This window comes from Nocardioides sp. (assembly GCF_047607185.1).
In the GTDB taxonomy this organism is placed as follows: Bacteria; Actinomycetota; Actinomycetes; order Propionibacteriales; family Nocardioidaceae; genus Nocardioides.
The window spans coordinates 1-22558 of sequence record NZ_JASGDQ010000146.1 but is presented as its reverse complement, the minus strand read 5'-3'; the positions used below and the strand labels follow the sequence as shown (position 1 = coordinate 22558).

Below are 22558 nucleotides of genomic sequence, written 5' to 3'. Positions count from 1 at the left end.
GAGCGACTCTAGGGGGAGGGTCCGACGAAGCTGTTCAGGCCCGGCTTAGAACGGCGGTTCCTCTGTCGTGCCCCACGAACTGGCAAGCGGAGCCGGCAGGGCCGCGTCGGGCAGCGGCAGGCTGGCGACCACATAGAGGTTCAGGATGTCGTCGCGATCCATGAACATGATCTGGCTGCGCTTGGTGGCGTCGAGGGCGTTGCCGAGCCAGTTCCGCGCTGCCTTCGTTATCTCCCCGCCGGCCACGATGAAGGCGTGATCGACGAGGACACGGCGGTTCGTCTCGGGATCGAAGATCTCGTGCGCCAACATCATGAGCGCCTGGTTGTGAATCTCGGCCATATTGGCATTGCCCGCCTTGGTGACGCCCGAGGCGTCGAGCTTGCCCTTCTTCGCCTGGATGCCGAAGTAGAGAATGTGCTGGGTCGGCAAGGTGTAGCGCATCCAGATGTCCTTGCCATACTCCAACGCCTTGTCCTTGTGCCCGGCTGCCGTGATGCGGTGGTACCCGAGTTGCCGGAAGAGCGGCAGCAGCACTTCCTCGATGAGTTCGTCCTCGCTGCACCGGTCGAGGTAGGCAGCCAGGAGATGTCGTCGCTCGAGTTCTTGCTTACTGAACGGTCGGTGCGGGTTGGCAGCCAGCACCGTCACGGTCTGGGTGCCAACGTGGCGGAGGTAGCAGTGGTTGTCCTCGCCGTAGAACGCCTCGAAGCCTTCGCGTCCGAGCACCTCGTTGAGCTGCGCCAGCGCACGGGGACGGTCCGGTCCTTCGTTGAGCCGGTCGGCGGGGCTCATGAGCTGGTCGATGAGGCGACAGAAGACCTCCGGTGGGTGGTTCGGGCCGTCGTGAGGCTCGGCCAGCATCTCATCCAGGACATCGGCAACCCAGCGGTGTCGGGTGGAGCCGTCATGCTGGTAGTCGGTCTCCAGTTCCTGGAAGAACTCCGTGATGTACATGCTGGAGCGATACGCGAAGTACCGCGCCTCGTCGTGGTTCGCAGGGTCATCTCGACCCACGTTGCCCACGACGAGTTCCGCCAGGGCTTCGAGGTTGCGGCGCTTGAACTTCACGCATCTATTGTCGCAAGTGGGGCCGACATTCTCGGCGTGCTACTTGCGCTTGGAGCGCCTCGTGCGTCGGTCGCGAAGCTGCTCCCAGACCTGTCGGAGCGCGGTCACTTCGTCTTCGCTGAAGCCGAGCGCTTCGACCAATACGACCTGGTCGACGAGGTCGAGTGCATCATCGAAGCGACGTTCCCGCACCAGTTCGTCGACCTTCTGGTGCAGGGTGTCGGGCACCAGCGCCGGATCGGGTACGGGAAGGTGTCCCGACTCGCTCGGCTCTAATTCAAGGATGCCGCCGCCGTAGCTGCGCCCGAGTACCTCTGCCAGCGCGAACGTCACCGAGTTGAAGGCGCCGACCGCCAGGCGCTCCATGTCTACACTCGGGGCAACTCGAACGCGGTGCACGGTGTCAGTGCTGGTCGCTCCCGCCTTGTTCGCGATGAGTCGCGGATGCGTGCTGATCTGCCGCAGCATGAAGCCGTCGGGGACCCAGGTGGACGGGACTTCCCACCAGTTTCGGCGGATGCGGCACTTGTAGCCGTCGGGTACCCCCTCGGCCTCGCCCTCTGCCAGGTAGCGGGTCAGTGGCGCTGCGCGCTTGAGGTTGACGTCTGACGGCACGCTGAGCAGCCGAGTCCGCGCCTCGGTGGTGTCTTGCTCTACCAGGTCTGACGCCGTGAAGCTCAGCGCCGGGACCTGCATGCTCCGGGCGACGAGCGGCATGGTGAAGCGTTCGACCTTCCGAGCTGCCGCTTCGGCGGCCGTGAGGCAGAAGAACGAGTTGCGCCCGGTGACGACCCCCACGTCAACCTCGGCGAAGCGTTCCAGCGGCAGGAGTCGACCATCGGTGCGGACCGTCCGGAGTAGCGCGATGGCATCGGTGTCCAGGTAGTACTTGGTCCACTTCTCCGACTCATGGAGGTGTGCCCGAGCAGCGGGCTTCTTCGAGGCGTGGAAGTCATCGAGGTGGGACGCATCCGGGACTTCAACTGTTCGGATTTCGGCGGGCCCGTCGCCGCGCTCGGCAAGGAGCAGGACAACCTCCTGCAGGATGCCGGGGAAGACCAACCGCTGGAACGACACGATGGTGACTGAGGAGCAGTTGTCCACGAGGTACGAGCGGAGCGCGGCGGCGTAGCCAACCTGCAGCAGTTCCGCTGGGAGGACCAGCGCAACTCGGCCACCGGGACGCACCGCGAGTACGGAGGCAACGACGAAGGGCACCCAGGCGTTGGTGAGCTTCGTCGGGCGCATCCCGACGCTCCGCATCAGGTCGAGTGCGGGCTCGCGCGAGGATTCGTCCCAAGAGCCGAAACGGATGTACGGCGGATTGCCGGCTACAGCATCGAAGGAACCTCGTCGGTCAGGCGTGAACCAGCCGAAGAAGTCCGAGACCTCGACCGCCGCCCCGGAGGCTTCCTCGGCCTTAGCCGCCTCGCCTAGGATAAGCTCGACGGCGGTCACATCGCCGGTGCCGAGGACACTCGTCAACTCCCGCAGAATGGCTCCGTCACCACAGGACGGCTCGAGAACGTGGGGGCCTGCCTGGGTCGCCCACTCGGCAACGAACTGAGCGATGGGTTGCGGTGTGTAGTAGCCCCCTCGGAGCTTGTCACCCTCAGGTGCTGCCTTCGCCGCGAACTTCACCATGCGCTCTATCTTCGCTCAGAGGCCCGACAAGATCGGACAACGGGGCCGTAGGGCGCGTCTATGAAGGGACTGTCGGGACGCTTCCCTAGGGTTGGGGCGTGCCGTTCGTCCGCTACACCAAAGAAGAAGCCCGCCTCGCGATGGCGGTGTTCGTCGTGGACTATCAGCGGCACGCAGCCGACCTGGAAGCGCATGGGTCGCCTTACACCGAACTCGAGGCCCGGAGCGAGTGGATCGACCGCTTCCTCCGCATCCTCGGGTGGGACGTCAGCAACGAGGACAGCCAGCCTCAGGTGCTCCGTGACGTCGTGCTGGAGCGGGAGCTGAACGAGAGCGACGAAGGAGGTCGCCCCGACTACCGGCTGCGGCAGAACGGTCGCGACCGACTCCCAGTCGAGGCGAAGAAGCCGTCGGTCAGGCTGTCGACTGCGGCTGGCCCTGCCCGCCAGGCGCGGACCTACGGCTGGTCGCTGTCGCTTCCGGCAGCCGTGCTCACCAACGTCGCACAGACGGTGGTGTTCGACGCCACGATCGCGCCGCAGGACGGCGATGGTCCTGATGTTGCGGTTGTGCCGGGCGGACGTTTCACTGTGGAGGAGTACGTCAGTCGCTTCGATGACCTCTGGGAGCGCGTCTCCTATGAGTCAGTGACCTCCCCGCGCTATTACGACCTCTACTCCTACACAGAGCCGCCGCGTGGGACGTCACCGTTCGACCAGTCGTTCCTGGCACAGTTCAAGAAGTGGCGGCTGTGGCTGGCCAGCGACATCGCCGCGCAGAATGTGGGTCTGTCGGCCGCCGAAGTGGGGCGCCGCACCCAGCGGTTACTGAACGCCCTGCTGTTCCTTCGTGTCTGCGAGGACCGCAATATCGGGCAGTACGAGGCGCTCTTGAAGTCGGCCGAGGACGACAAGCTCCTCGACGCCTTCCGGGATGCCGACCGCGCCTTCAACGCAGGGCTGTTCGACGTGCTCACGACGACCACGCTCTCGTCCACCGTGCTCCGCTCTGTGGTGCGCGAGATGTACTGGCCCCGGAGCCAGTTCGCCTTCGGCGTCCTGCGGCCGGACATCCTGGCGGAGGTCTACGAGCAGTACCTCGCTGAACGGGTCGAGGTGGACGGTTCTCGGCGAGTGGTGCTCACGCCCAAGCCGGAACTGACCCACGCAGGTGGCATCGTGGCAACACCCGGATGGGTCGTGGCCTCACTGACCACCGGTGGTCTGGATCCGCAGCTCGGTCCTGGGCAGCCGGTTCCCGTGGACTTCAAGGCGCTCGATTTGTCGATGGGTTCCGGTCCCTTCCTCATCGAGATTCTTGACCGACTCATCGAGGCAGAGGAACGTGCCGGTCGAACAGTCGGGCTCGCTGAGCGGGCTGCGCTCGTCAGGAACCACCTCTATGGCGTCGACATTGACGGTGCGGCGGTTGAGGTCGCCAAGCTCAGCCTGCTGCTGGCCGTGCTGGGCGATGAGGTGGTAGATACCAACCGCGCCCGGAACCTGCTGCCAGACCTGTCGAGCAACCTGCTGGTCGGCAACTCGCTGGTGGAGCCGGACTTCGACACCGTGGTTCCGGTTGCGGCAGCCATCCCTGAGCGGAGAGCCGCCGCAGCACCGCTCGACCTGCGGGCGTCGTTCGCTTCCGTTCTGCGGGCCGGTGGCTTCAGCCTCATCGTGGGCAACCCGCCGTATGTGCGCATCCAAGTGCTGGCAGAGTTCATGCCCGACCAACTCGCGTACTTCCAGGACGCTCGGAGCCACTACGAGTCGGCTCAGTCCCACAACTTCGATGTCTACCAGTTGTTCGTCGAGCGGGCGTTCCAGTTCTTGTCCGACGCCGGCCACCTCGCCTACATCGTGCCCAACCGATTCACCAACCTGCTCCCAGCGAGCACCATGCGGCGAGTGCTCGGTCCACGCCTCCGCCGCCTGGTGCACTTCGGGGAGCAGCAGGTCTTTGAGGGACGTCAAACCTACACCGCGTTGGTCTTCGCAGGACCTGCCGTGGCCGATCCGGCGGAGTTCGAGATCGTGGGTGACCTTGAAGGCTGGCACGATACGAGCGCATCGTCGGTGGTCCAGGTGGAACGCTCCGCTCTGACGGGTGATCCGTGGCCGATTGCTGACGAGGCCAGGACGAAGGTCTTCGAGAAGATGGAACAAGCCGGGATCGCCAAGCTTGGTGATGCCGGCTGGGTGAACATCTTTGTTGGTGTCCAGACCTCAGCCGATGACGTTTTCTTCGTGAAGCCAGACCCCAACAGGTCTGACAGCCAGATCGCGCGCTTCACGGATCGCAGTGGCGTGCTCCGTGAGGTGGAGCAGGCCATCTTGCGGCCTGCGGTTCGTGACCGGACCTTCGAGCCTTATGGCCGTGATCCGGTGCCTGACGCCTACGCGATCTTCCCGTATGACGTGCAGCCGCCTGCTGCTGGTCGCACACGCGGCACCGCCACGGTGTACGACGAAGCGACGATGCGAGCGCGGTTCCCGAAGGCGCTCGACTACCTGACGGCACATCGCGGTGCACTCCAAGGCCGATCCGTGACTCCTGATCCGGGTGCCAGATTCTGGGCATATGGGCGGTCACAGTCACTGACGAAGCTCGATGACCCGAAGCTGATCGTGAGGGTGCTGTCGCTCGCACCGCAGTACATGCTGGACACCGAGGGGCTGGTTACTCCTGGTGGTGGTGACGGTGGTCCGTATTACTTGGTGCGACCAGATGCTGCCTGTCCGTACTCCATCTCCGTTGTCCAGGCGATCCTGTCGCATCCCGCCGTCGATGCATTCGTGGCGTCCCGAGGACGGCTGTACCGAGGCTCCTACGTCGTCCATCGCAAGGCGTTCATGGCAGCCGTTCCGGTGCCTGATCTGGACGCTGCCGCGCAGAGTGAGATCGAGGCGGCAGTGACCGAGATGCAGAACATCGTGGTGCAACTCCGCACCGAGCAAGACGCAGCGATACACACCACGCTCACCGGCCGCGTCCAGGTGCTTCGCGGCAAGGTCAACGAGGTGATCTCGGCGGCCTACGGCCTGGATGCGGATGACATGGTCGCGATAGTCGGCGACTGAGCGCTATTCCGCCGATCGCGGCTTCCTGCGTCGCTGGCTCGGAGACCGGAAGGTCATCCCCTACCGCTTGAGTGCGTTGTAAGTCGCTTCGGGGCCTCGGCGTGCATGCTCCAGATGACGGTGAAGTCCGACAATGGCGCCGCCATCATGAGCAGTGTGCGCGTGTAGGACGGGACCAGGACGTTCGCATCCAAATGGACCAGAGTCATCCGATCTCTTAGAAGTCGTCAGCGAGGGCGCTGGCCAGTTCGTCGAGGTAGGCGGCGCGGAATCGCTCGAACTCAGGCAGAGGGATCCGGTTCCGGTTGCCGACCTTGACGGCCTTCAGGTCGCCGGCCTTGATGCGACGGGAGATGGTCGGGCGCGAGAGGCCGAGCTGCTTCGCCATTTCCTCTGGCGTCAAGAACGGCGCCTCTGCCGACAGCTTGACCGACGCTCCCACCTTCTCTGCCTCTCGCAGGAACGCGAGGACAGACTTGGTGGCGCTCTTGCGATCAGCCAAGTCGGCCGGGGTGAGGCGAAGCGCGAGGTTCATGCACCCACCATACCGCGACAAGTGAACACTTAGAAATCTATCTGTTCATACTCGAACGGGCGGGGCCGCCAGGCCGGGAGTGTCACGGACGACCGGTTTGCATCCGACTCAGATGCAAACCGGTGCAACGTGACACCACTGGCGCTCTACGGCGACCGAGACCACATAAGAAGAAGGCGCCCCCAGACCGAAGTCTGGGGGTTGGCTCAATATCCGTGCGGAGTACCACGTCCCCGCTTCTGGCGTGAGTCTCGCGAGACCTCCGCAATCTACGGGCCGACGGGTAGGTGCACCCCGGACTCTCGGAATCGTTCTCAGGATGTCTATCCCGAGCGTCAACGAGTCCCTGTCCCCGCTACGCGCAGTCTCCTACCTGCGGGTCTCGACCAACCGGCAAGCCCAAGTGGGAGGCGAGCCGGAAGGGCTGTCGATCCCGGCTCAACGGGAGGCGTGCCGACGGCGGGCGATGGAGATGGGCGCGCTCGTGGCGGCAGAGTTCGTCGAGCGCGGCCGGTCAGGAAGATCATTGGAGCGACCTGAGTTGAAGCGGATGCTGGACTACATCGAGAGCAGCCCGGTGAACTTCGTGATCGTCCACAAGATCGACAGGCTCGCGCGCAACCGGGCCGACGACGCCGCACTGACCAACCAGATCCTGGCAACCGGTGCGCACCTGGTGTCGACGACCGAGGCGATCAGCAGCAGCCCGTCGGGGCGGTTGCTGCATGGGATCATGGCTTCGATCGCTGAGTTCTACTCACAGAACCTGGCCACCGAGGTGATGAAAGGGATGCGACAGAAGGCCATCCAGGGAGGAACCCCCGGCCGTGCGCCGCTGGGGTATCTCAACCAGCAGTTCCGCGATCACGACGGCCGCGAGGTCCGCACCATCGTCATCGACCCTGAACGTGGTCCACATGTCGCCTGGGCGTTCGAGGCGTACGCCACCGCCGAGTGGAGCATCAACCAGATCGCCGCCGAACTCAACGAGCGCGGCGTCACCACGAGACCCGGCCCGAACACTCCGTCAGGACCGCTGACCTTGCGTGCCGTGCACTATCTGCTCCGCAACCCGTACTACGTCGGGGTCGTCACCCTCGCCGGAGCCAAGCATGCTGGCTCCCACGAACCGCTCGTCGACGAGGCGACCTGGACCGCCGTACAAGATGTGCTCGCCACGCGGCGCAACGGGGAACGCTCTCGCACCCACGACCACTACCTCAAGGGCACCGTCTACTGCATCGAATGCGGGCGCCGACTGATCGAGCAGCACAGTCGCGGCAGGAACGGCACCGTCTACGACTACTTCGTCTGCCACCGTGGCGGCAACAACGACTGCGCCCAACGCAAGGCGCTCCCGATCGCCCAGGTTGAGCAACGCGTCTCCGACTGCTACCGCGCCATCGCCCTGAGCACGGAGCAGCGTAAGGGGATCGAGCAGATCGCGCTCGCAAGACAGCGTCGAGAAGAAGCGCAAGCCGCAGAACGAGTCGACCAACTCGACGCGGAGGCCAGCAGCATCGAGAAGCAGCAGGTCCGGCTACTGGATGCCTACCACGCCGAAGCGATTCCCAGGACTCTGTTCGAGAAGGATCAGCAGCGACTCAAGACCGAGCGTGCCCGCAACGACCGTGAGCGGGGGACCGCCGCGACCAGACTCGCGGATCTTGAGCAGCAGATGCGCGAGGCGCTCGATCTGCTCCAAGACGTCCACGAGACCTACCAGCAGGCTGCCCCGATGCTCCGCAGACAACTCAACCAGGCTCTCTTCGCGCGAGTCCTGCTTGGCGCCGAGTCGACGCAGGTCAGGATCGAGCTCAACGAGCCCTACAACTCGCTGGCCAGCGGAAACTCACCAAGAAGCAACTGAGCACAGCGTTAGTGCCGCTTTTAATAGCGACACCTCTGTACCCCCTACCGGATTCGAACCGGCGCTACCGCCGTGAAAGGGCGGGGTCCTGGGCCGCTAGACGAAGGGGGCCTCAAGCTGGATCAGTCTAGGGGTGGCCGCGTGCCTCGCCCAAAGCGGTTCTGGAGTCTGAGGCGTACCTGGCGCGCCTCACACTCCACGCTCTGCCTCGATTCGTGGGCGTGGCCCGGATTCCGGTAGTCTCTCCCCTCGGCCCGGCCAGGTAGCTCAGTTGGTACGAGCGACCGACTGAAAATCGGTAGGTCGGCGGTTCGACCCCGCCCCTGGCCACCGCCACGAGAGCCCCCGGCAGTTCGCCCGGGGGCTTCTCGCATCTCAGCCGAACTCGCGGGCGTGCGCGGCCAGCCAGTGGCCGCCCTCGGTTCGGGCGAAGCACGGGTCGAGAGCACAGCTGCCGTCGAGGGGCTGGAGGTCGACGGCGAGGCCGGTCTGGTGCTCGCTGTAGCCGGGCCGGGCGGAGACAGCGCCGGCTGGTCGCGCGAGACCATGCTGCGGTTCCTCGCGAGCGTGCATGTCGGCTCGGCCGCCGAGCCGAGTGTCGGCTGAGCGCGGGTCAGCGGGAGGCCGGGATCAGCCAGGCCAGGCTGGTGCCCCGGGGGTGGGCGGGGCCGAGCCGCATGACGCCACCGAGCTTGTCGGCGCGGTGGCGGGCGTTGGCCAGCCCGCTGCCATGGCCGAGGGCCGTCGGCAGGCCGGTGCCGTCGTCGACGACCCGGAGCATGAACCACTCCCGGGACGCGGTGAGCTCGATCCGGGCGCTGCCGGCACCGGCGTGGCGGGCGATATTGGAGAGCGCCTCCCGCAGGGTCAGCAGCACCTGCCCGGCGGCCTCGGCGCTCAGCGCGGCGTCGACCGGGCCGGTGTGACGCAGCGACGGCACGAAGCCGAGCACGCCGGCGTACTCCCCGACCAGGGCGCGAACCTCCTCACGCAGCGACAGCCCGCCGCCATGGCCGAGCTCGAAGATGGTGGCGCGCAGGTCGCGGATCACCTGGTCGAGCTCGGTGACGGCGCTCCCGACGACGTCGTCGAGCCGGGCCGGGTCGCGGCGGGCGCCCTGCAACCTCATCCCGACCGCGTAGAGCCGCTGCACGACCAGGTCGTGCAGGTCGCGGGCGATCCGGTCCCGCTCGCCGGCGAGGACCCGCCCCTCGCGTGCAGCGGCGGTCCGGGCTCGGTCGAGGGCGGCGCCGACCTGACCGGCGAACGAGACGAGCAGCTCCCGCTCCAGGCCGCGCAGCACCGCCCAGGAGCCGGCCCGCTGCAGCAGGAGTACGCCGACGGGTGCCCGCTCGGTCGGCAGCGGCACGATCAGCGTGGCGCTGTCTCCTTGCGCCACCCGGACGATGCCGGCGACGGCCGCAAGCCGCTCGGTGAGGTCGAGGGCCGGATCGGTGCCGGCCACCGCGAGCTCGGCGTGACTGTCGCGGTGCAGCGCGGCCACCCGGCCGGCGCCGGTCACCTGGTGCAGGGTGGCGACCAAAGCGTCGAGGGCGTCGGCCAGGTCGCGCGCCGGCGCGAGCGCGGTCGTGACGGCAGCGGTGGCCTGCTGCCAGGCACGCCGCCGCTCGCTGAGGTCGAGTGCGCGGGCGCGGTCGACCACCGGGGCGACCGCAGTGGCGAGCCGGGCGAGGAGCTCGGCGTCGTCCGGCGCGGGGCCGACGTGGATCCGGCCGACCAGGTGGCCGTCGTACTCCAGCGGCACGGTCAGCCGGGCGGGCCCGGTCGGTCCGCCGCGCGGTGCCGGCAGATCGTCGGGCGGGTCGCCATGGCTGACCAGGTCCGCGACCGCGTCGTCGTCGAGCGTGGTGACGACGGCGTACTCCGCCCGCAGCAGTCGGCAGGCGGTCGCGGCCACCCGGCGCAGCACGGTGTCGAGGTCGTCCCCGGCGGCGATGTCGGTGACCGCGGCGAGCAGGGTCGAGGAGTCTCGTTCGACCCTGCGATGCGCTGCCTCCACGATCAAGCAGGCTAGGCGGCGGCGCGGGCCATCCCAAGGGTCGGCGGGAGGGTGCGGCCGACCGGCGGCGGACATGACCCGAACGGGCCATGCCGGGACTCTCCGAAGGGTCGGTCAGCGGGCGTAGCGGGCCTCGGCGCGAGGGAGGCGGCGCCTCCTGGCCTTGGCCGCCTCGACCTCGCGGCTCTTCGGTGGGGCGGTGGTGACCAGGTCGTCGAGGAGGTGCTGGGTGATGTGCGCGATCTCGGCGACGGCGCGGTCGAAGGCGGCCTGGTTGGCCAGCGACGGCTTGGTAGTGCCGCTGACCTTGCGGACGTATTGCAGCGCGGCGGCGGCCACCTCCTCAGAGGTCGCCGGCGGCTCGAAGTTGTTGAGTGGGCGGATGTTCCGGCACATGCGGCGACTTCCTTGAGGAGCTGGTCAGAGCAGTCGCTTGACGAAGATGTGCTCGGCCGCGTCGAGGTAGATCTCGGCGGTCTCGCCGCCGGAGCCGAGCAGCACGCCCTCGTCGGTCGCGACCACCGAGATGGTCTTGTCCGGTCGGGCGCCGACGCGGCGCAGCGCGCTCATCAGCGCCTCGTCCTTCTGCATCTCTTCGGAGATCCGCCGGACCAGCACCTCGCCCTTGACGGCCGTCGCGACCTTGGACAGCGGCTCGACGCCGTCCATGAAGTCCTCGCCGATCTCCTCGGAGCCGAGCTCGTCGAGGCCGGGGATCGGGTTGCCGTACGGCGACTCAACGGGGTTGCCGAGCAGGGCCAGCAGCCGCTTCTCGACGGTCTCGGACATGACGTGCTCCCAGCGGCACGCCTCCTCGTGGACGAGCTCCCAGTCGAGCCCGATCACGTCGGTGAGCAGCCGCTCCGCGAGCCGGTGCTTGCGCATCACCCTGGTGGCCAGTGCCAGGCCCTGATCGGTCAGCTGCAGGTGGCGGTCGCCCTCGACAGTCACCAGCCCGTCGCGCTCCATCCGGGCCACGGTCTGCGAGACCGTCGGGCCGCTCTGGTGCAGGCGCTCGGCGATCCGGGCGCGCAGCGGGGTGATGCCCTCCTCGACCAGCTCGTAGATGGTCCGGAGGTACATCTCGGTGGTGTCGATCAGGTCGCTCACGGGACCATCCTAAGGCGTGTCGCCCAAGTCGGCGCCGTCGCGAGGACCTGGGCGACACGCCCTTAGGCTGAGCGCGTGAATGCCGAGTCGTCCGCGCCTTGGTGGCGCCACGCCGTCGTCTATCAGGTCTACCCTCGCAGCTTCTCCGACGCCAATGGCGACGGCATCGGCGACCTGCCCGGCATCACCTCGCGGCTCACCCATCTGCGCGATCTCGGCGTGGACGCCCTGTGGATCTCGCCGTTCTACACCTCGCCGCAGCACGACCACGGGTACGACGTCGCCGACTATCGCGACATCGACCCGCTGTTCGGCACCCTGGCCGACGCCGACGAGCTGATCGCCCGGTCCCACCAGCTCGGGCTGCGGGTGATCGTCGACCTGGTGCCCAACCACACCTCGGACCAGCACGACTGGTTCCAGGCGGCGCTGGCGGCCGCGCCGGGCTCCCCCGAGCGGGCACGTTACGTCTTCCGCGACGGCCGCGGCCCGAACGGCGAGGAGCCGCCGAACAACTGGAGCTCGGTCTTCGGCGGGCCGGCGTGGGAACGCGTTCCCGACGGCCAGTGGTATCTCCACCTCTTCGACCGCACCCAGCCCGACCTGGACTGGCGCAACCCCGAGGTCGGCGACATGTTCGAGGACGTGCTGCGGTTCTGGCTCGACCGCGGCGTCGACGGGTTCCGGGTCGACGTCGCCCACGGCCTGCTCAAGGAGGAGTCGCTGCGCGACCAGATCCTCGCCGAGGGCGAGGAGCCGACCAGCGGCGCCTCGGCCGGGGAGTCCATGATGGGCGGCCTGCCCCGTGACGAGCCGATGTGGGACCAGCCCGAGGTGCACGACGTCTACCGGCGCTGGCGGCGGGTGCTCTCGGAGTACGACGGCGATCGCATGTTGGTGGCCGAGGCGTGGACCCAGACGGCGGCCTCGCTCGCCCGCTACGTCCGCCCCGACGAGATGCACCAGGCGTTCAACTTCGCCTGGCTGCTGGCGCCGTGGTCGGCCGAGGCCTTCGCCGGAGTCGTCACCAGCACCCTGCAGGCGCTCGACGACGCGGCACCGACCTGGGTGCTCAGCAACCACGACGTGGTCCGTCACGTCACCCGGTACGGCGGCGGGCCGGTCGGCCTGGCTCGCGCCCGGGCCGCCACGGTGACGATGCTGGCGCTGCCCGGCTCGGCCTATCTCTACCAAGGTGAGGAGCTGGGACTGGAGGAGGTCGACGTGGCGCCCGAGCACCGGCAGGACCCCGCCTGGGTGCGCACCGGCCGCTCCAGCCGCGACGGCTGCCGGGTCCCGATCCCGTGGAGCGGCGACCGGCCGCCCTACGGCTTCGGCCCGGGGACCGGCCAGCCGTGGCTGCCGCAGCCCTCCGACTGGGCGAGGAGGACCGTGGCCGCCGAGGACGGCGTGGCCGGCTCGACGCTGGAGCTCTACCGCGAGGCGCTCGCCGCCCGTCGCAAGCTTGCCGCCGCCGAGCCCGACGCCGTCGAGCTGCTCGACCTCGGCGCCGAGGTGCTGGCGTTCCGGCGTGGCGCCCTCACCGTGGTCCTCAACTGCGGCGAGGCGCCGGTGCCGATGCCGGCCGGCGAGGTCGTCCTCGCCAGCGGGCCGGTCGCCGACACGCTGCCCGCCGACACCGCGGTCTGGCTGCGCTGACCTCTCGCACGGCCCTCACGGCGGCTCGCGCACGGGAGGTCAGCTGCCGAGGGAGTCGTTGTAGCGGCGCAGCTGCGCCGCCAGCGACAGCAGCTCCTCGGCGGTCCAGTCGGCCAGTCTCCGGTCGAGCAGCACCCGCCGCTCGGCGGCGACGGCCGCGAGCCGGCGTACCGCCTCCTCGCTGATGGAGAGCAGCGCGGCCCGGCCGTCCTCGGGGTCGGGCTCCCGGTCCACCAGCCCCAGCTCCTGCAGGTGCTGGAGCTGGCGGCTGAGCGAGCCCTTGTCCACCTCGAACGCCTCCGCGACGGCCGAGGCCCGGACCGGGCCGTGCTCGGCGAGCCAGGTGAGCACGACGTACGACGCCCGCTGCAGCTCCGGGTGGACCGCCCGGGCCCGCTCGCCGATCACTCGCTTGACGCGCCGGATGACGACCCACATCTCGTCCTCGATGCTCTGCAGCGCCTCCGGGCGGCCCACCGCGCTCACTGTCGTCACGCGGGGCCCCGCGACGTTGTCCGCGGGAGGAGCGAGGAACGTAGCGGGCTCCTCACAGCGACGCCCCTCGCTCCGCTCGTGGCCGCTGTGGCGCCATCGGTTCGCTCGCAAGCTCGCTCACAGCGACGCCCCTCGCTCCGCTCGTGGCCGCTGTGGCGCCATCGGTTCGCTCGCAAGCTCGCTCACAGCTTCTCGCCCACCCCGAGCTCGGCGGCCAGCTCCAGGTCGAGCTCCGGCTCCTCGATCTTGTCCAGGGTGGTGCGCAGCCTCGTCTCCTTGATCAGCGCGACGACGACGAGCGCCAGCACCGCGCACGGGATGCCGAACAGGAAGATGTGACCGGTCGCGTCGCCGAAGGCGCCCTCGTAGAGCTCGCGCAGCGCGTCGGGCAGCGAGGCCACCGCCGGCACGTCACCGTGCCCGAGGGCGCCGGCCTGCGCCGCGGTGATCTGGCCGCTCTGGATCAGCCCCGGGATGCCGTCCTCGACGTGGCTGGCGACCTGGTGGGAGAGGACGGCGCCGAAGGCGCTGACGCCGATCGCACCACCGAGGGTCCGGAAGAAGTTGACCACCGAGCTGGCGGCGCCGATGTTGGCCTGGTCGACGTTGTTCTGCACCGACAGGATGAGGTTCTGCTGGGTGGCGCCCAGGCCGAGGCCGAGGATGAACATGTAGAGGCCGATCAGCCACAGCGACGTGGTGTGGTCGATGGTCGAGAGCAGCACGGTGCCGACCGCCAGGTCGGCCATGCCGGCGACCAGCCAGATCTTCCAACGGCCGGTGGCACTGATCAGTCGGCCGGAGACGATGCTGGTGCCCATCAGGCCGACGACCATCGTCAACGACATCAGGCCGGCGTGGGTCGGGCTCATCCCGCGCGCGGTCTGGAAGAACTCCGAGAGGAAGGTCGTGCCGGCGAGCAGGACGACGCCGACCAGGATCGCCGCGATCGTGGCCAGGCTGATGGTGCGGTCCTTGAAGAGCTCCAGCGGGATGATCGGCTGGGCCGCGACCCTGGCCTCGACGAAGACCGCCGCGGCGAGCACGGCGAGGCCGCCGATGACCATCCAGGCGGTGGTGGCGGAGACCCAGTCGAACTGCTGGCCGGCCAGCGAGACCCAGATGAGCAGCAGGCTGACGCCGCCCATGATCAGGGTGGCGCCGAGATAGTCGATCTTGACCTCGCGCTTGACGGTCGGCAGGTGCAGCTTGGTCTGCAGCACCGCGAAGGCGGCGATGGCGAACGGCAGGCCGACGTAGAAGCAGCCGCGCCAGCCGAGCGGGCTGTCGACGATGACGCCGCCGACGAGCGGGCCGGCGAGGGTGGCCAGGCCGAAGGAGGCGCCGATATAGCCGGAGTAGCGGCCGCGCTCACGCGGCGACACCATCGAGCCGATGATGATCTGGATCAGTGCCATCACGCCGCCGACGCCGAGGCCGGTGACGACCCGGGCGCCGATCAGCCAGGACATCGACTGCGCGAGTCCGGCGAGCGCCGAGCCGGCGACGTAGACCACCAGTGCGATCTGCACCAGCAGCTTCTTGGAGAAGAGGTCGGCCAGCTTGCCCCAGATCGGGGTGGTCGCCGTCATGGCGAGCATGGTGGCGACGAGCACCCAGGTGTAGCCGGTCTGGGTGCCGTGCAGGTCGGCGACGATGCGCGGCAGCGCATTGGTCACGACGGTGCTGGAGAGGATCGCGACGAACATCGCGATGAGGAGACCCGAGAGTGCCTCGAGGATCTCCTTGTGTGTCATAGGGGCTGAGTCAGCCACCGAGACGTCCTGGGTCACAGAGTGCTCACTTCGTTTGGGTTCGGACGAGGTACATCCAGGTAAATGTTTGCTTAGGGCAACTATATTCCCGGTCGGTCCACGTGCCCAAATGTGAGCGGTGACCAGCCCGGATGACGCGCTGAGGGAACCCAGCAGCATCATGGCCACGTCATAGGGTCGTGGACCTCACAGCCGAGGCGGAGTACGCCGCCTATGTCGAGTCGCGGTGGCAGACGCTGGTGCGCGCCGCGGTCTTCCTCGGCGCGTCCCCGCACGACGCCGAGGACATCGCGCAGACCACCCTGGTGCGCTGCTACGCCGGCTGGGAGAAGGTGGCCGGGGCCGACAACCGCGACGCCTACGTCTACCGGATGCTGCTCAACTGCCTGCGGGACACCCGACGGCAGTCGTGGTGGAGGCGGCGGGCCGACCTGCCCGTCGCCGACTCCCCGGTCGCCGACCGCACCGAGGCGGTGGCGACCGCCGACGCCGTGCACCGCGCCCTCGACGGCCTCACCAAGCCCAACCGCGATGTCGTCGTACTGCGCTACTTCGTCCAGCTCAGCGAGGCGCAGACCGCCGCCGCGCTCGGCATCTCCCCCGGCACCGTCAAGAGCCGGCTGTCCCGCTCGCTGGCCCGGCTCGCCGCCGACCGCCACCTCCTCGACCTCACCGGAGACGTGTCATGACCAAGCTCGAACGGCTCTGGGACGACCTCCCGGCCGGCCCCGCTCCCACCCAGGAGATCCTGCGCGCGGGGCGCCGCGCCGTCGCCGACCGGCGGCGGGTGGTGCTGCGGCCGCTGCTCACCGCCGGCGGGGTCGCGGCGATCGCCGGCGCGTTCGTGGCGGGGACGCTGGTCGCCGGTCCCGGCTCGCCGACCGCCTCCCCCGGCACGTCCGACGCCGGCACGTCCGACGCCGGCGGATCCGATGCCGGCGGATCCGATGCCGGTGTCCCGGCCGGCGACGCCAGCCCGGTGGCGTTCACGACCGGGCTCACCGCGGCGGGCTCGTGCGAGGAACTGCGACAGTCCTACGTCGACCGCTCCCTCGGGCATGTCACCGCCTGGGGCTGGGACGTCGGTGGGTCAGGGTCGGTCCCGCTGGCCTCGGGGTCGCTCGACTCCGGATTCGCGGCCGTGCGCCCGCAGGCCGGAGCGGCAGGTCCAGCCGGGCCGACGACCAGCCGGGTGACCGCCAGCGACACCGGCACCAACGTCCAGGAGGCCGGCGTCGACGAGCCCGACACGGTCAAGACCGACGGCTCGCTGCTGGTCCGGGTGCGGCGTGGTGACCTGGTGCTCTACGACGTCACCGGCCCCGAGCCCGCGCAGCTGGCGAGACTCGACCTGCCGCGCATCACCGACCCCGAGCTGCTGCTCGACGGCGACACCGTGGTCGCCCTCGGCGGCGACGCCACCGGCGCCAACCACGGCAACGGCCCGACCGGCACCCGGGTGCTGACCATCGACATCGCCGACCCGGCCGCGCCGTCGGTCACCGCCGACGTCGCCTACTCCAGCGACCTGCTGGCGGCACGTCAGCACGGCGACGTGGTCCGGCTGACCCTCTCCGCCGGCCTGCCCGACCTCGACTTCGTGCAGCCTGCCGAGGAGACCGGGGAGAAGACCGCGCTGGAGACCAACCGGCGCAAGGTCGAGGACTCCAGCGTCGAGGACTGGCTGCCGACCTACGACGACGGCAGCGGACCCCAGCAGCTGCTCGACTGCGACCGGGTCGCGACCCCCGACGACGACCTCGGCGTCGACACCGTCAGCGTGGTCGGCTTCGACGTCTCCGCGCCGGCGAGGCCTTCCGCGATCGGGCTGGCCGCCGCCACCACCATCGCCTACGAGAGCACCGATCAGCTCTTCCTGGCCGCCAGCCCCAGCACCATCTGGCTGGACTGCTGGGGCTGTGCCGGAAGCTCCCAGGTGACCGGGACGTCGTACCTCTTCGACTTCGCGCTCGACGGCCTCGACGCCACCCATGTCGCCAGCGGGCAGGTCGACGGCACCATCGCCGACCGCTGGTCGATGGACTACGCCGACGGCACGCTGCGGGCGGCGCTCGGACCGTCGACGCGGACCGGCAACGACAACGCCGTCGTCACCTTCCGCCGCGACGGCGACGAACTGGTCGAGGCTGGCCGGGTCGACGGCCTCGGCAAGAACGAGCAGATCCAGTCCGTGCGCTGGTTCGACGACCTCGCGATCCTGGTGACCTATCGGCAGATGGACCCGCTGTACGCCGTCTCGCTGACCGATCCCGCCCACCCGACGCTGCTCTCGGAGCTGAAGATCCCCGGCTTCTCCTCCTACCTGCACCCGCTCGGTCCGGACCGCCTCGTGGGCGTCGGCCAGGCCGACTGGAGCCGCGGCCAGCTGGGTCTCTTCGACGTCACCGACCTGTCCGACGTCAAGCAGCTCGACGTACTCGACTACGGGAAGCAGTCCACCACGCTGGCCGGCCAGGACCCCCGGGCGTTCACCTGGCTGCCGGCGCACCGGGCGGTGCTGACCGTGGTCCAGCGCGGCAACGCCGGCTACCTCTCGATCGTCACCATCGCCCACGGCAAGCTGACCAACCGCGAGGTCGAGGTCGGCCATGGCATCGACGTGAGCGAGGTCCGCACCCTCGGCCTCCCCGACGACCGGGTCGTGCTCGTCACCGGCGACGACGTGAGCTTCCTGGAGCTGTGACCTGCCCGGGCACCTGACGTTCTGCACGCGACACGCCGATGAAACCGTGCAGAACGTCAGGTGCCCGCCGCTCAGGCGGCCGACTCCTCGGGCGCGGCGAACTGGCTCTCGTAGAGCCGGGCGTAGGGGCCCTCGGCGGCGAGCAGCTCGTCGTGGGTGCCCTGCTCGACGATCGCGCCCTCCTCCATCACCAGGATCAGGTCGGCGTCGCGGATGGTGGAGAGCCGGTGGGCGATGACGAACGAGGTCCGGTCCGTGCGCAACGCCGCCATGGCGTGCTGGAGCAGCAGCTCGGTGCGGGTGTCGACCGACGACGTGGCCTCGTCGAGGATCAGCAGCGCCGGCTGGGCGATGAAGGCCCGGCAGATGGTGAGCAGCTGCCGCTCGCCGGCCGAGAGCGAGCCGCCCTCGGCGTCGACGACGGTGTCGTAGCCGTCGGGCAGCGAGTGCACGAACCGGTCCACGAAGGTCGCCCGGGCGGCCGCCAGCAGCTCCTCCTCGGTCGCGTCGGGACGGCCGTAGAGGATGTTGTCGCGGATGGTCCCCTCGAAGAGCCAGGTGTCCTGCAGCACCATGCCGGTCTGCGCCCGCAGCTGGGCGCGCGGCACCGAGGCGATGTCGACGCCGTCGAGCATGATGCGGCCGCCGTCGAGCTCGTAGAACCGCATGATCAGGTTGACCAGGGTCGTCTTGCCGGCGCCCGTCGGCCCCACGATCGCCACCGTCTGGCCCGGCCGGGCCAGCAGCGACAGGTCGGAGATGAGCGGCCGTTTCTTGTCGTAGGAGAACGAGACGTGCTCGAAGCGCACCTCGCCACTGCGCCCGCCCTGAGGCACGGCGGGCAGCGAGCCATGCGCGTCGGGCACCTGCTCCGGCGCATCGAGCAGCTCGAAGACCCGCTCTGCGGACGCGACCCCGGACTGCAGCAGGGTGAGCATCGAGGCGATCTGGGTGATGGGCATGTTGAACTGCCGGCTGTACTGGATGAACGCCTGCACCTCGCCGATGGTCAGCGCGCCGTGGGCAACCCGCAGGCCGCCGACGACCGCGACCAGGATGAAGTTGATATTGCCGATGAACATCATGATCGGCATCACCAGCCCGGAGGCGAACTGCGCCTTGAAGCCGGCCCGGAACAGCGCCTCGTTGTGCTCGGCGAAGGTCTCCTCGACCTCCCGCTGCCGGCCGAAGACCCGCACCAGGTCGTGGCCCGAGAAGGTCTCCTCGATATGGGCGTTGAGCTGGCCGGTACGACGCCATTGCGCCACGAACTGGCCCTGCGACCGCTTCATCACCAGGTTGGCGACGGTCATCGAGATCGGCACCGAGACGATCGCGATGAGGGCGAGCAGCGGGCTGATCCACAGCATCATCACCAGGATCGAGACGACGGTGACGACCGCGGTCAGCAGCTGGCTCATGGTCTGCTGCAGCGACTGGCTGATGTTGTCGATGTCGTTGGTGACGCGGCTGAGGATCTCGCCGCGCGGCTGGGCGTCGAAGTACTCCAACGGCAGCCGGTCGATCTTCGCCTCGACGTCGGCGCGCAGGTCGCGGACGGTGCCGTTGACCAGCCGGTTGAGCAACTGGCCCTGCACCCACGCGAAGAGGTTGGCCACGACGTAGAGCGCCAGCACGATGCCGAGGAGCTGGCCCACGGCGCCGAAGTCGACGCCCTGGCCCGGGATCAGGTGGTCCATGCCGGCGACGACGTCGGCGAGCCGGTCCTGTCCCTGATCGCGCAGTCCCTGCACCACCTGATCCACCGTCGAGCCGGCCGGCAGGGTGCGGCCGAGGGCGCCGCTGAAGACCCGGTCGGTGGCATGGCCGAGGAACCGCGGCCCGAGCGAGTTGAGGACGACGCTGACGAGAGCGAAGCCGACCACCGCCAGCGCCGTCAGCCGCCGTGGCGTGAGCCGGCCGAGCAGCCTGCGGGCGGACGGCCCGAACTGCATCGGCTTGCTGCCGACCATGCCGCCCATCGCGCCAGGCCCCATCGGGCGCTGGATGCGCTCGGTGGCCTTCAAGTTTCCCTTGGGTGTCGTGTCGCTCATGCTGCCGCCTCGTCCGCGCTCAGCTGAGACGTGACGATCTCCTGGTACGTCGGGTTGTCGGCCAGCAACTCCTCGTGGGTGCCACGGCCGACGACCCGGCCGTCCTCGAGCACCAGGATCAAGTCGGCATCGCGGATGGTGGAGACGCGCTGGGCCACGATGACCACGAGCGCGTCCCGGGTCTCCGGTCTCAGCGCCGCTCTCAGCCGGGCGTCGGTCGCCAGGTCGAGCGCGGAGAAGGAGTCGTCGAAGAGGTAGATCTCGGGGCGTCGTACCAGCGCGCGGGCGATGGCCAGACGCTGCCGCTGGCCGCCGGAGAAGTTGGTACCGCCCTGCACCACCGGGGCGTCCAGGCCGCTCTGCCCGTCTTCCTGGCCGAGGGCCGACACGAAGTCGCGGGCCTGCGCCACCTCCAGGGCGTGCCAGATCTCCTCGTCGGTCGCGTCCGGGCGGCCGTGCTTCATGTTGGAGCGGATCGTGCCGGAGAACAGGAACGCCCGCTGCGGCACCAGGCCGAGCCGGACGCCGAGCCCGTCGGGATCCCAGTCGCGGACGTCGACGCCGTCGACCCGCACCACCCCGTCGGTGGCGTCGAAGAGCCGGGGCACCAGGTTGACCAGGGTGGACTTGCCGGCGCCGGTAGAGCCGATCACGGCCAGCGTCTGGCCGGCATGGGCGGCGAAGTCGAGGCCGGTGAGCACCGGCTGCTCGGCGCCGGGATAGGTGAAGTCGACGCCGTCGAACTCCAGCAGGCCGCGCTGCTCCGAGGCGGTGACGCCCGCAGTCGGCGGCACCACCGTCGGCTCGGTGTCGAGCACCTCGGCGATGCGGTCGGCGCAGACGCTGGCGCGGGGCACCATCATCAGCATGAAGGTGCCCATCATCACCGCCATCATCACCTGCATCAGATAGGACAGGAATGCGGTGAGCGGGCCGACCTCCATCAGGCCCTGGTCGACCCGGTGGCCGCCGAACCAGATCACGCCGACGCTGGCGACGTTGACGACGATCATCATCACCGGGAACAGCGTGGCCATCCACCGGCCGGCCTTCAGCGAGACGTCGGTGAGCTCGTCGTTGGCCTTCTCGAAGCGGGCTCGCTCCTGCGGCTCGCGGACGAACGCCCGGACCACCCGGATGCCCTGGATCTGCTCGCGCAGCACCTGGTTGACCCGGTCGAGGCGGCGCTGCACCAGCCGGAAGCTGGGCACCATCCGGCTCACGATCAGGCCGACGGCGAGGAAGAGCGCGGGGATGACGGCGGCGAAGAGCCACGACATCTGCGCGTCCTGGTGCAGCGCCATCAGCACCGAGCCGACCATCATGATCGGGATGGTGACCGCCATGGTGCAGGACATGTAGGCGAGCATCTGCACCTGCTGCACGTCGTTGGTGGTGCGGGTGATCAGGCTCGGCGCCCCGAACTTACCCACCTCGTAGGCACTGAACGAGCCGACCTTGTGGAACAGCGCGGCGCGCAGGTCGCGGCCGAACGACATCGACGAGCGCGACGAGAGCCACACCGCGCAGACCGAGCACAGCGACTGGGCCAGGGTGACGCCCAGCATCAGCGCGCCGGTCCGCACGATGTAGCCGGTGTCGCCGGCGGCGATGCCGCCGTCGATGATGTCGGCGTTGAGCGCCGGCAGGTAGAGCATCGCTGCAGCGCTGACGAACTGCAGCGCGACGATGCCGGCCAGCAGGCCCTTGTAGGGGGCCAGGAAGGTCCGCAGGACCCTGATGAGCATGGGCGAGCCCTCTATATCTTCTGTACGCCGTTGAGGAGAGTGTCGACGATCTGCTCGGGGGTGAGCAGCTGACCGTCGGCGATCTGCTCGTTGCTGCCCGCGAAGGTCAGCATCCGCAGCATGTGGACGAGCATCTCGGGGGTCACCGACAGTCGCCACGCGTCGGCGGCGATCAGCGCGACCATGGCGGCGCGGGTCTGCTCGACCGCGGCCCGCCCGTCCTCGTCGAGGAGATGCTTGGGCGGCCCCATCTGGCCGAGGGTGCGCATCAGCCCGAAGATGGCCCGGAACCGCTGTTGCAGGATCGCCGCCAGCTTGAGCAGCTTCTCCCGCAGCGGCGCCTCGGGGTCGATCTCCTCGATCCGAGCCAGCATCTCGCCCGGCGCGAACGCCCGCTCGACGGCCGCGTCGATGAGCTCGTCCTTGGAGTCGAAGACCCGGAAGATGGTGCCCTCGGCGACCCCCGCCGTCTCGGCGATCAGCTTGGTGGTGATCGCACGGCCGTGGGCGTAGAGCAGCGGCAGGGTGGCGTCGATCAGCGCCTCACGCCGCTCCTGCGGGGTCAGCGGCCGGGCGCGCACTCGTCGTCGGTCCATGTCAGCCACATTAAATGAGTGAGCACTCACTCACAAGTGGCGACGAGGTCGGCGGTCCGGGTCACGACCACGCTAGTGGTCGTCTCTGGAAGTTCGTGGGGGGTATGCGTGGATCCAGGTGCGCGCAGCGCAAGGCGGCGTCGCGACGGCATACCGGGCGTCTTCCGAGCGGCGCCAACGCCGCGATGGGTGTGCCT

The 22558-nt window shown here is 68.9% G+C and carries 17 protein-coding genes and 2 tRNA genes; 7 read left to right on the top strand and 12 right to left on the bottom strand.

What is annotated here, in order from left to right; translation table 11 throughout:
• Positions 1-67 precede the first annotated feature (67 nt).
• Entirely contained in the window at positions 68-136 is a 69-nt protein-coding gene (locus QM595_RS17865; RefSeq protein ID WP_415172954.1) for a hypothetical protein, read from the top strand.
• A gap of 974 nt (positions 137-1110) precedes the next feature.
• Here QM595_RS17865 and QM595_RS17860 read toward each other — a convergent pair.
• Positions 1111-2715, bottom strand: a complete 1605-nt coding sequence (locus QM595_RS17860) for an N-6 DNA methylase (protein ID WP_415172930.1) — start codon at positions 2713-2715, stop codon at positions 1111-1113.
• Between the two features lie 98 nt (positions 2716-2813).
• On the opposite strand from QM595_RS17860, the gene QM595_RS17855 reads away from it, so the two are divergent.
• Complete coding sequence (locus QM595_RS17855; protein ID WP_415172929.1) at positions 2814-5795, top strand: Eco57I restriction-modification methylase domain-containing protein; 2982 nt, start codon at positions 2814-2816, stop codon at positions 5793-5795.
• A gap of 217 nt (positions 5796-6012) precedes the next feature.
• On the opposite strand, the gene QM595_RS17850 is transcribed toward QM595_RS17855, so the two are convergent.
• Complete coding sequence (locus QM595_RS17850) at positions 6013-6330, bottom strand: helix-turn-helix domain-containing protein (RefSeq protein WP_415172928.1); 318 nt, start codon at positions 6328-6330, stop codon at positions 6013-6015.
• Between the two features lie 319 nt (positions 6331-6649).
• On the opposite strand from QM595_RS17850, the gene QM595_RS17845 reads away from it, so the two are divergent.
• Entirely contained in the window at positions 6650-8200 is a 1551-nt protein-coding gene (locus QM595_RS17845) for a recombinase family protein (RefSeq protein WP_415172927.1), read from the top strand.
• Between the two features lie 38 nt (positions 8201-8238).
• Here QM595_RS17845 and QM595_RS17840 read toward each other — a convergent pair.
• A tRNA-Glu gene (locus tag QM595_RS17840) sits at positions 8239-8311 on the bottom strand.
• A gap of 145 nt (positions 8312-8456) precedes the next feature.
• Here QM595_RS17840 and QM595_RS17835 point away from each other — a divergent pair.
• Positions 8457-8530: transfer RNA gene (locus tag QM595_RS17835), tRNA-Phe, on the top strand.
• Positions 8531-8575: 45 nt separating this feature from the next.
• Here the strand turns inward: QM595_RS17835 and QM595_RS17830 are convergent.
• The 4 genes from QM595_RS17830 to QM595_RS17815 all read right to left on the bottom strand — a co-directional run bounded on the left by QM595_RS17830 (position 8576) and on the right by QM595_RS17815 (position 11330).
• Entirely contained in the window at positions 8576-8773 is a 198-nt protein-coding gene (locus QM595_RS17830) for a D-alanyl-D-alanine carboxypeptidase family protein (RefSeq protein ID WP_415172926.1), read from the bottom strand.
• Positions 8774-8813: 40 nt separating this feature from the next.
• Positions 8814-10220: a GAF domain-containing sensor histidine kinase gene (locus QM595_RS17825; RefSeq protein ID WP_415172925.1), complete on the bottom strand. Its 1407-nt coding sequence runs from the start codon at positions 10218-10220 to the stop codon at positions 8814-8816.
• 114 nt (positions 10221-10334) lie between these two features.
• The gene (locus tag QM595_RS17820; RefSeq protein ID WP_415172924.1) at positions 10335-10616 is read right to left on the bottom strand and encodes a DUF2277 domain-containing protein; all 282 of its coding nucleotides are present in this window, start codon (positions 10614-10616) and stop codon (positions 10335-10337) included.
• A 24-nt stretch (positions 10617-10640) separates the two neighbouring features.
• A complete protein-coding gene (locus QM595_RS17815; RefSeq protein WP_415172923.1) occupies positions 10641-11330 on the bottom strand; it encodes a metal-dependent transcriptional regulator in 690 nt (229 codons plus the stop codon).
• A gap of 75 nt (positions 11331-11405) precedes the next feature.
• Here QM595_RS17815 and QM595_RS17810 point away from each other — a divergent pair, with 75 nt between their 5' ends.
• Positions 11406-12989 carry a glycoside hydrolase family 13 protein gene (locus tag QM595_RS17810; RefSeq protein ID WP_415172922.1) on the top strand — a complete coding sequence of 528 codons (1584 nt, stop codon included), beginning with the start codon at positions 11406-11408 and terminating at the stop codon, positions 12987-12989.
• Between the two features lie 39 nt (positions 12990-13028).
• Here the strand turns inward: QM595_RS17810 and QM595_RS17805 are convergent, their stop codons facing one another.
• Both QM595_RS17805 and QM595_RS17800 read right to left on the bottom strand, forming a co-directional pair.
• A complete protein-coding gene (locus QM595_RS17805) occupies positions 13029-13484 on the bottom strand; it encodes a MarR family winged helix-turn-helix transcriptional regulator (RefSeq protein ID WP_415172921.1) in 456 nt (151 codons plus the stop codon).
• Positions 13485-13666: 182 nt separating this feature from the next.
• A complete protein-coding gene (locus tag QM595_RS17800) occupies positions 13667-15241 on the bottom strand; it encodes an MDR family MFS transporter (protein ID WP_415172920.1) in 1575 nt (524 codons plus the stop codon).
• A 197-nt stretch (positions 15242-15438) separates the two neighbouring features.
• Here QM595_RS17800 and QM595_RS17795 point away from each other — a divergent pair, with 197 nt between their 5' ends.
• Both QM595_RS17795 and QM595_RS17790 read left to right on the top strand, forming a co-directional pair.
• Positions 15439-15948 (top strand): SigE family RNA polymerase sigma factor, encoded by a 510-nt coding sequence (locus tag QM595_RS17795; protein ID WP_415172919.1) that lies wholly within the window; start codon positions 15439-15441, stop codon positions 15946-15948.
• Positions 15945-17963 carry a beta-propeller domain-containing protein gene (locus QM595_RS17790; RefSeq protein WP_415172918.1) on the top strand — a complete coding sequence of 673 codons (2019 nt, stop codon included), beginning with the start codon at positions 15945-15947 and terminating at the stop codon, positions 17961-17963. Before QM595_RS17795 ends, QM595_RS17790 begins: the two co-directional genes overlap by 4 nt.
• A gap of 71 nt (positions 17964-18034) precedes the next feature.
• Here QM595_RS17790 and QM595_RS17785 read toward each other — a convergent pair whose 3' ends face one another.
• From QM595_RS17785 to QM595_RS17775, 3 genes are read right to left on the bottom strand one after another with little or no spacing between them, the layout of a single operon-like run.
• Positions 18035-20017 (bottom strand): ABC transporter ATP-binding protein, encoded by a 1983-nt coding sequence (locus QM595_RS17785; RefSeq protein WP_415172917.1) that lies wholly within the window; start codon positions 20015-20017, stop codon positions 18035-18037.
• Entirely contained in the window at positions 20014-21765 is a 1752-nt protein-coding gene (locus tag QM595_RS17780) for an ABC transporter ATP-binding protein (RefSeq protein WP_415172916.1), read from the bottom strand. Before QM595_RS17780 ends, QM595_RS17785 begins: the two co-directional genes overlap by 4 nt.
• Positions 21766-21776: 11 nt before the next feature.
• Entirely contained in the window at positions 21777-22361 is a 585-nt protein-coding gene (locus QM595_RS17775; RefSeq protein WP_415172915.1) for a TetR/AcrR family transcriptional regulator, read from the bottom strand.
• Positions 22362-22558 lie beyond the last annotated feature (197 nt).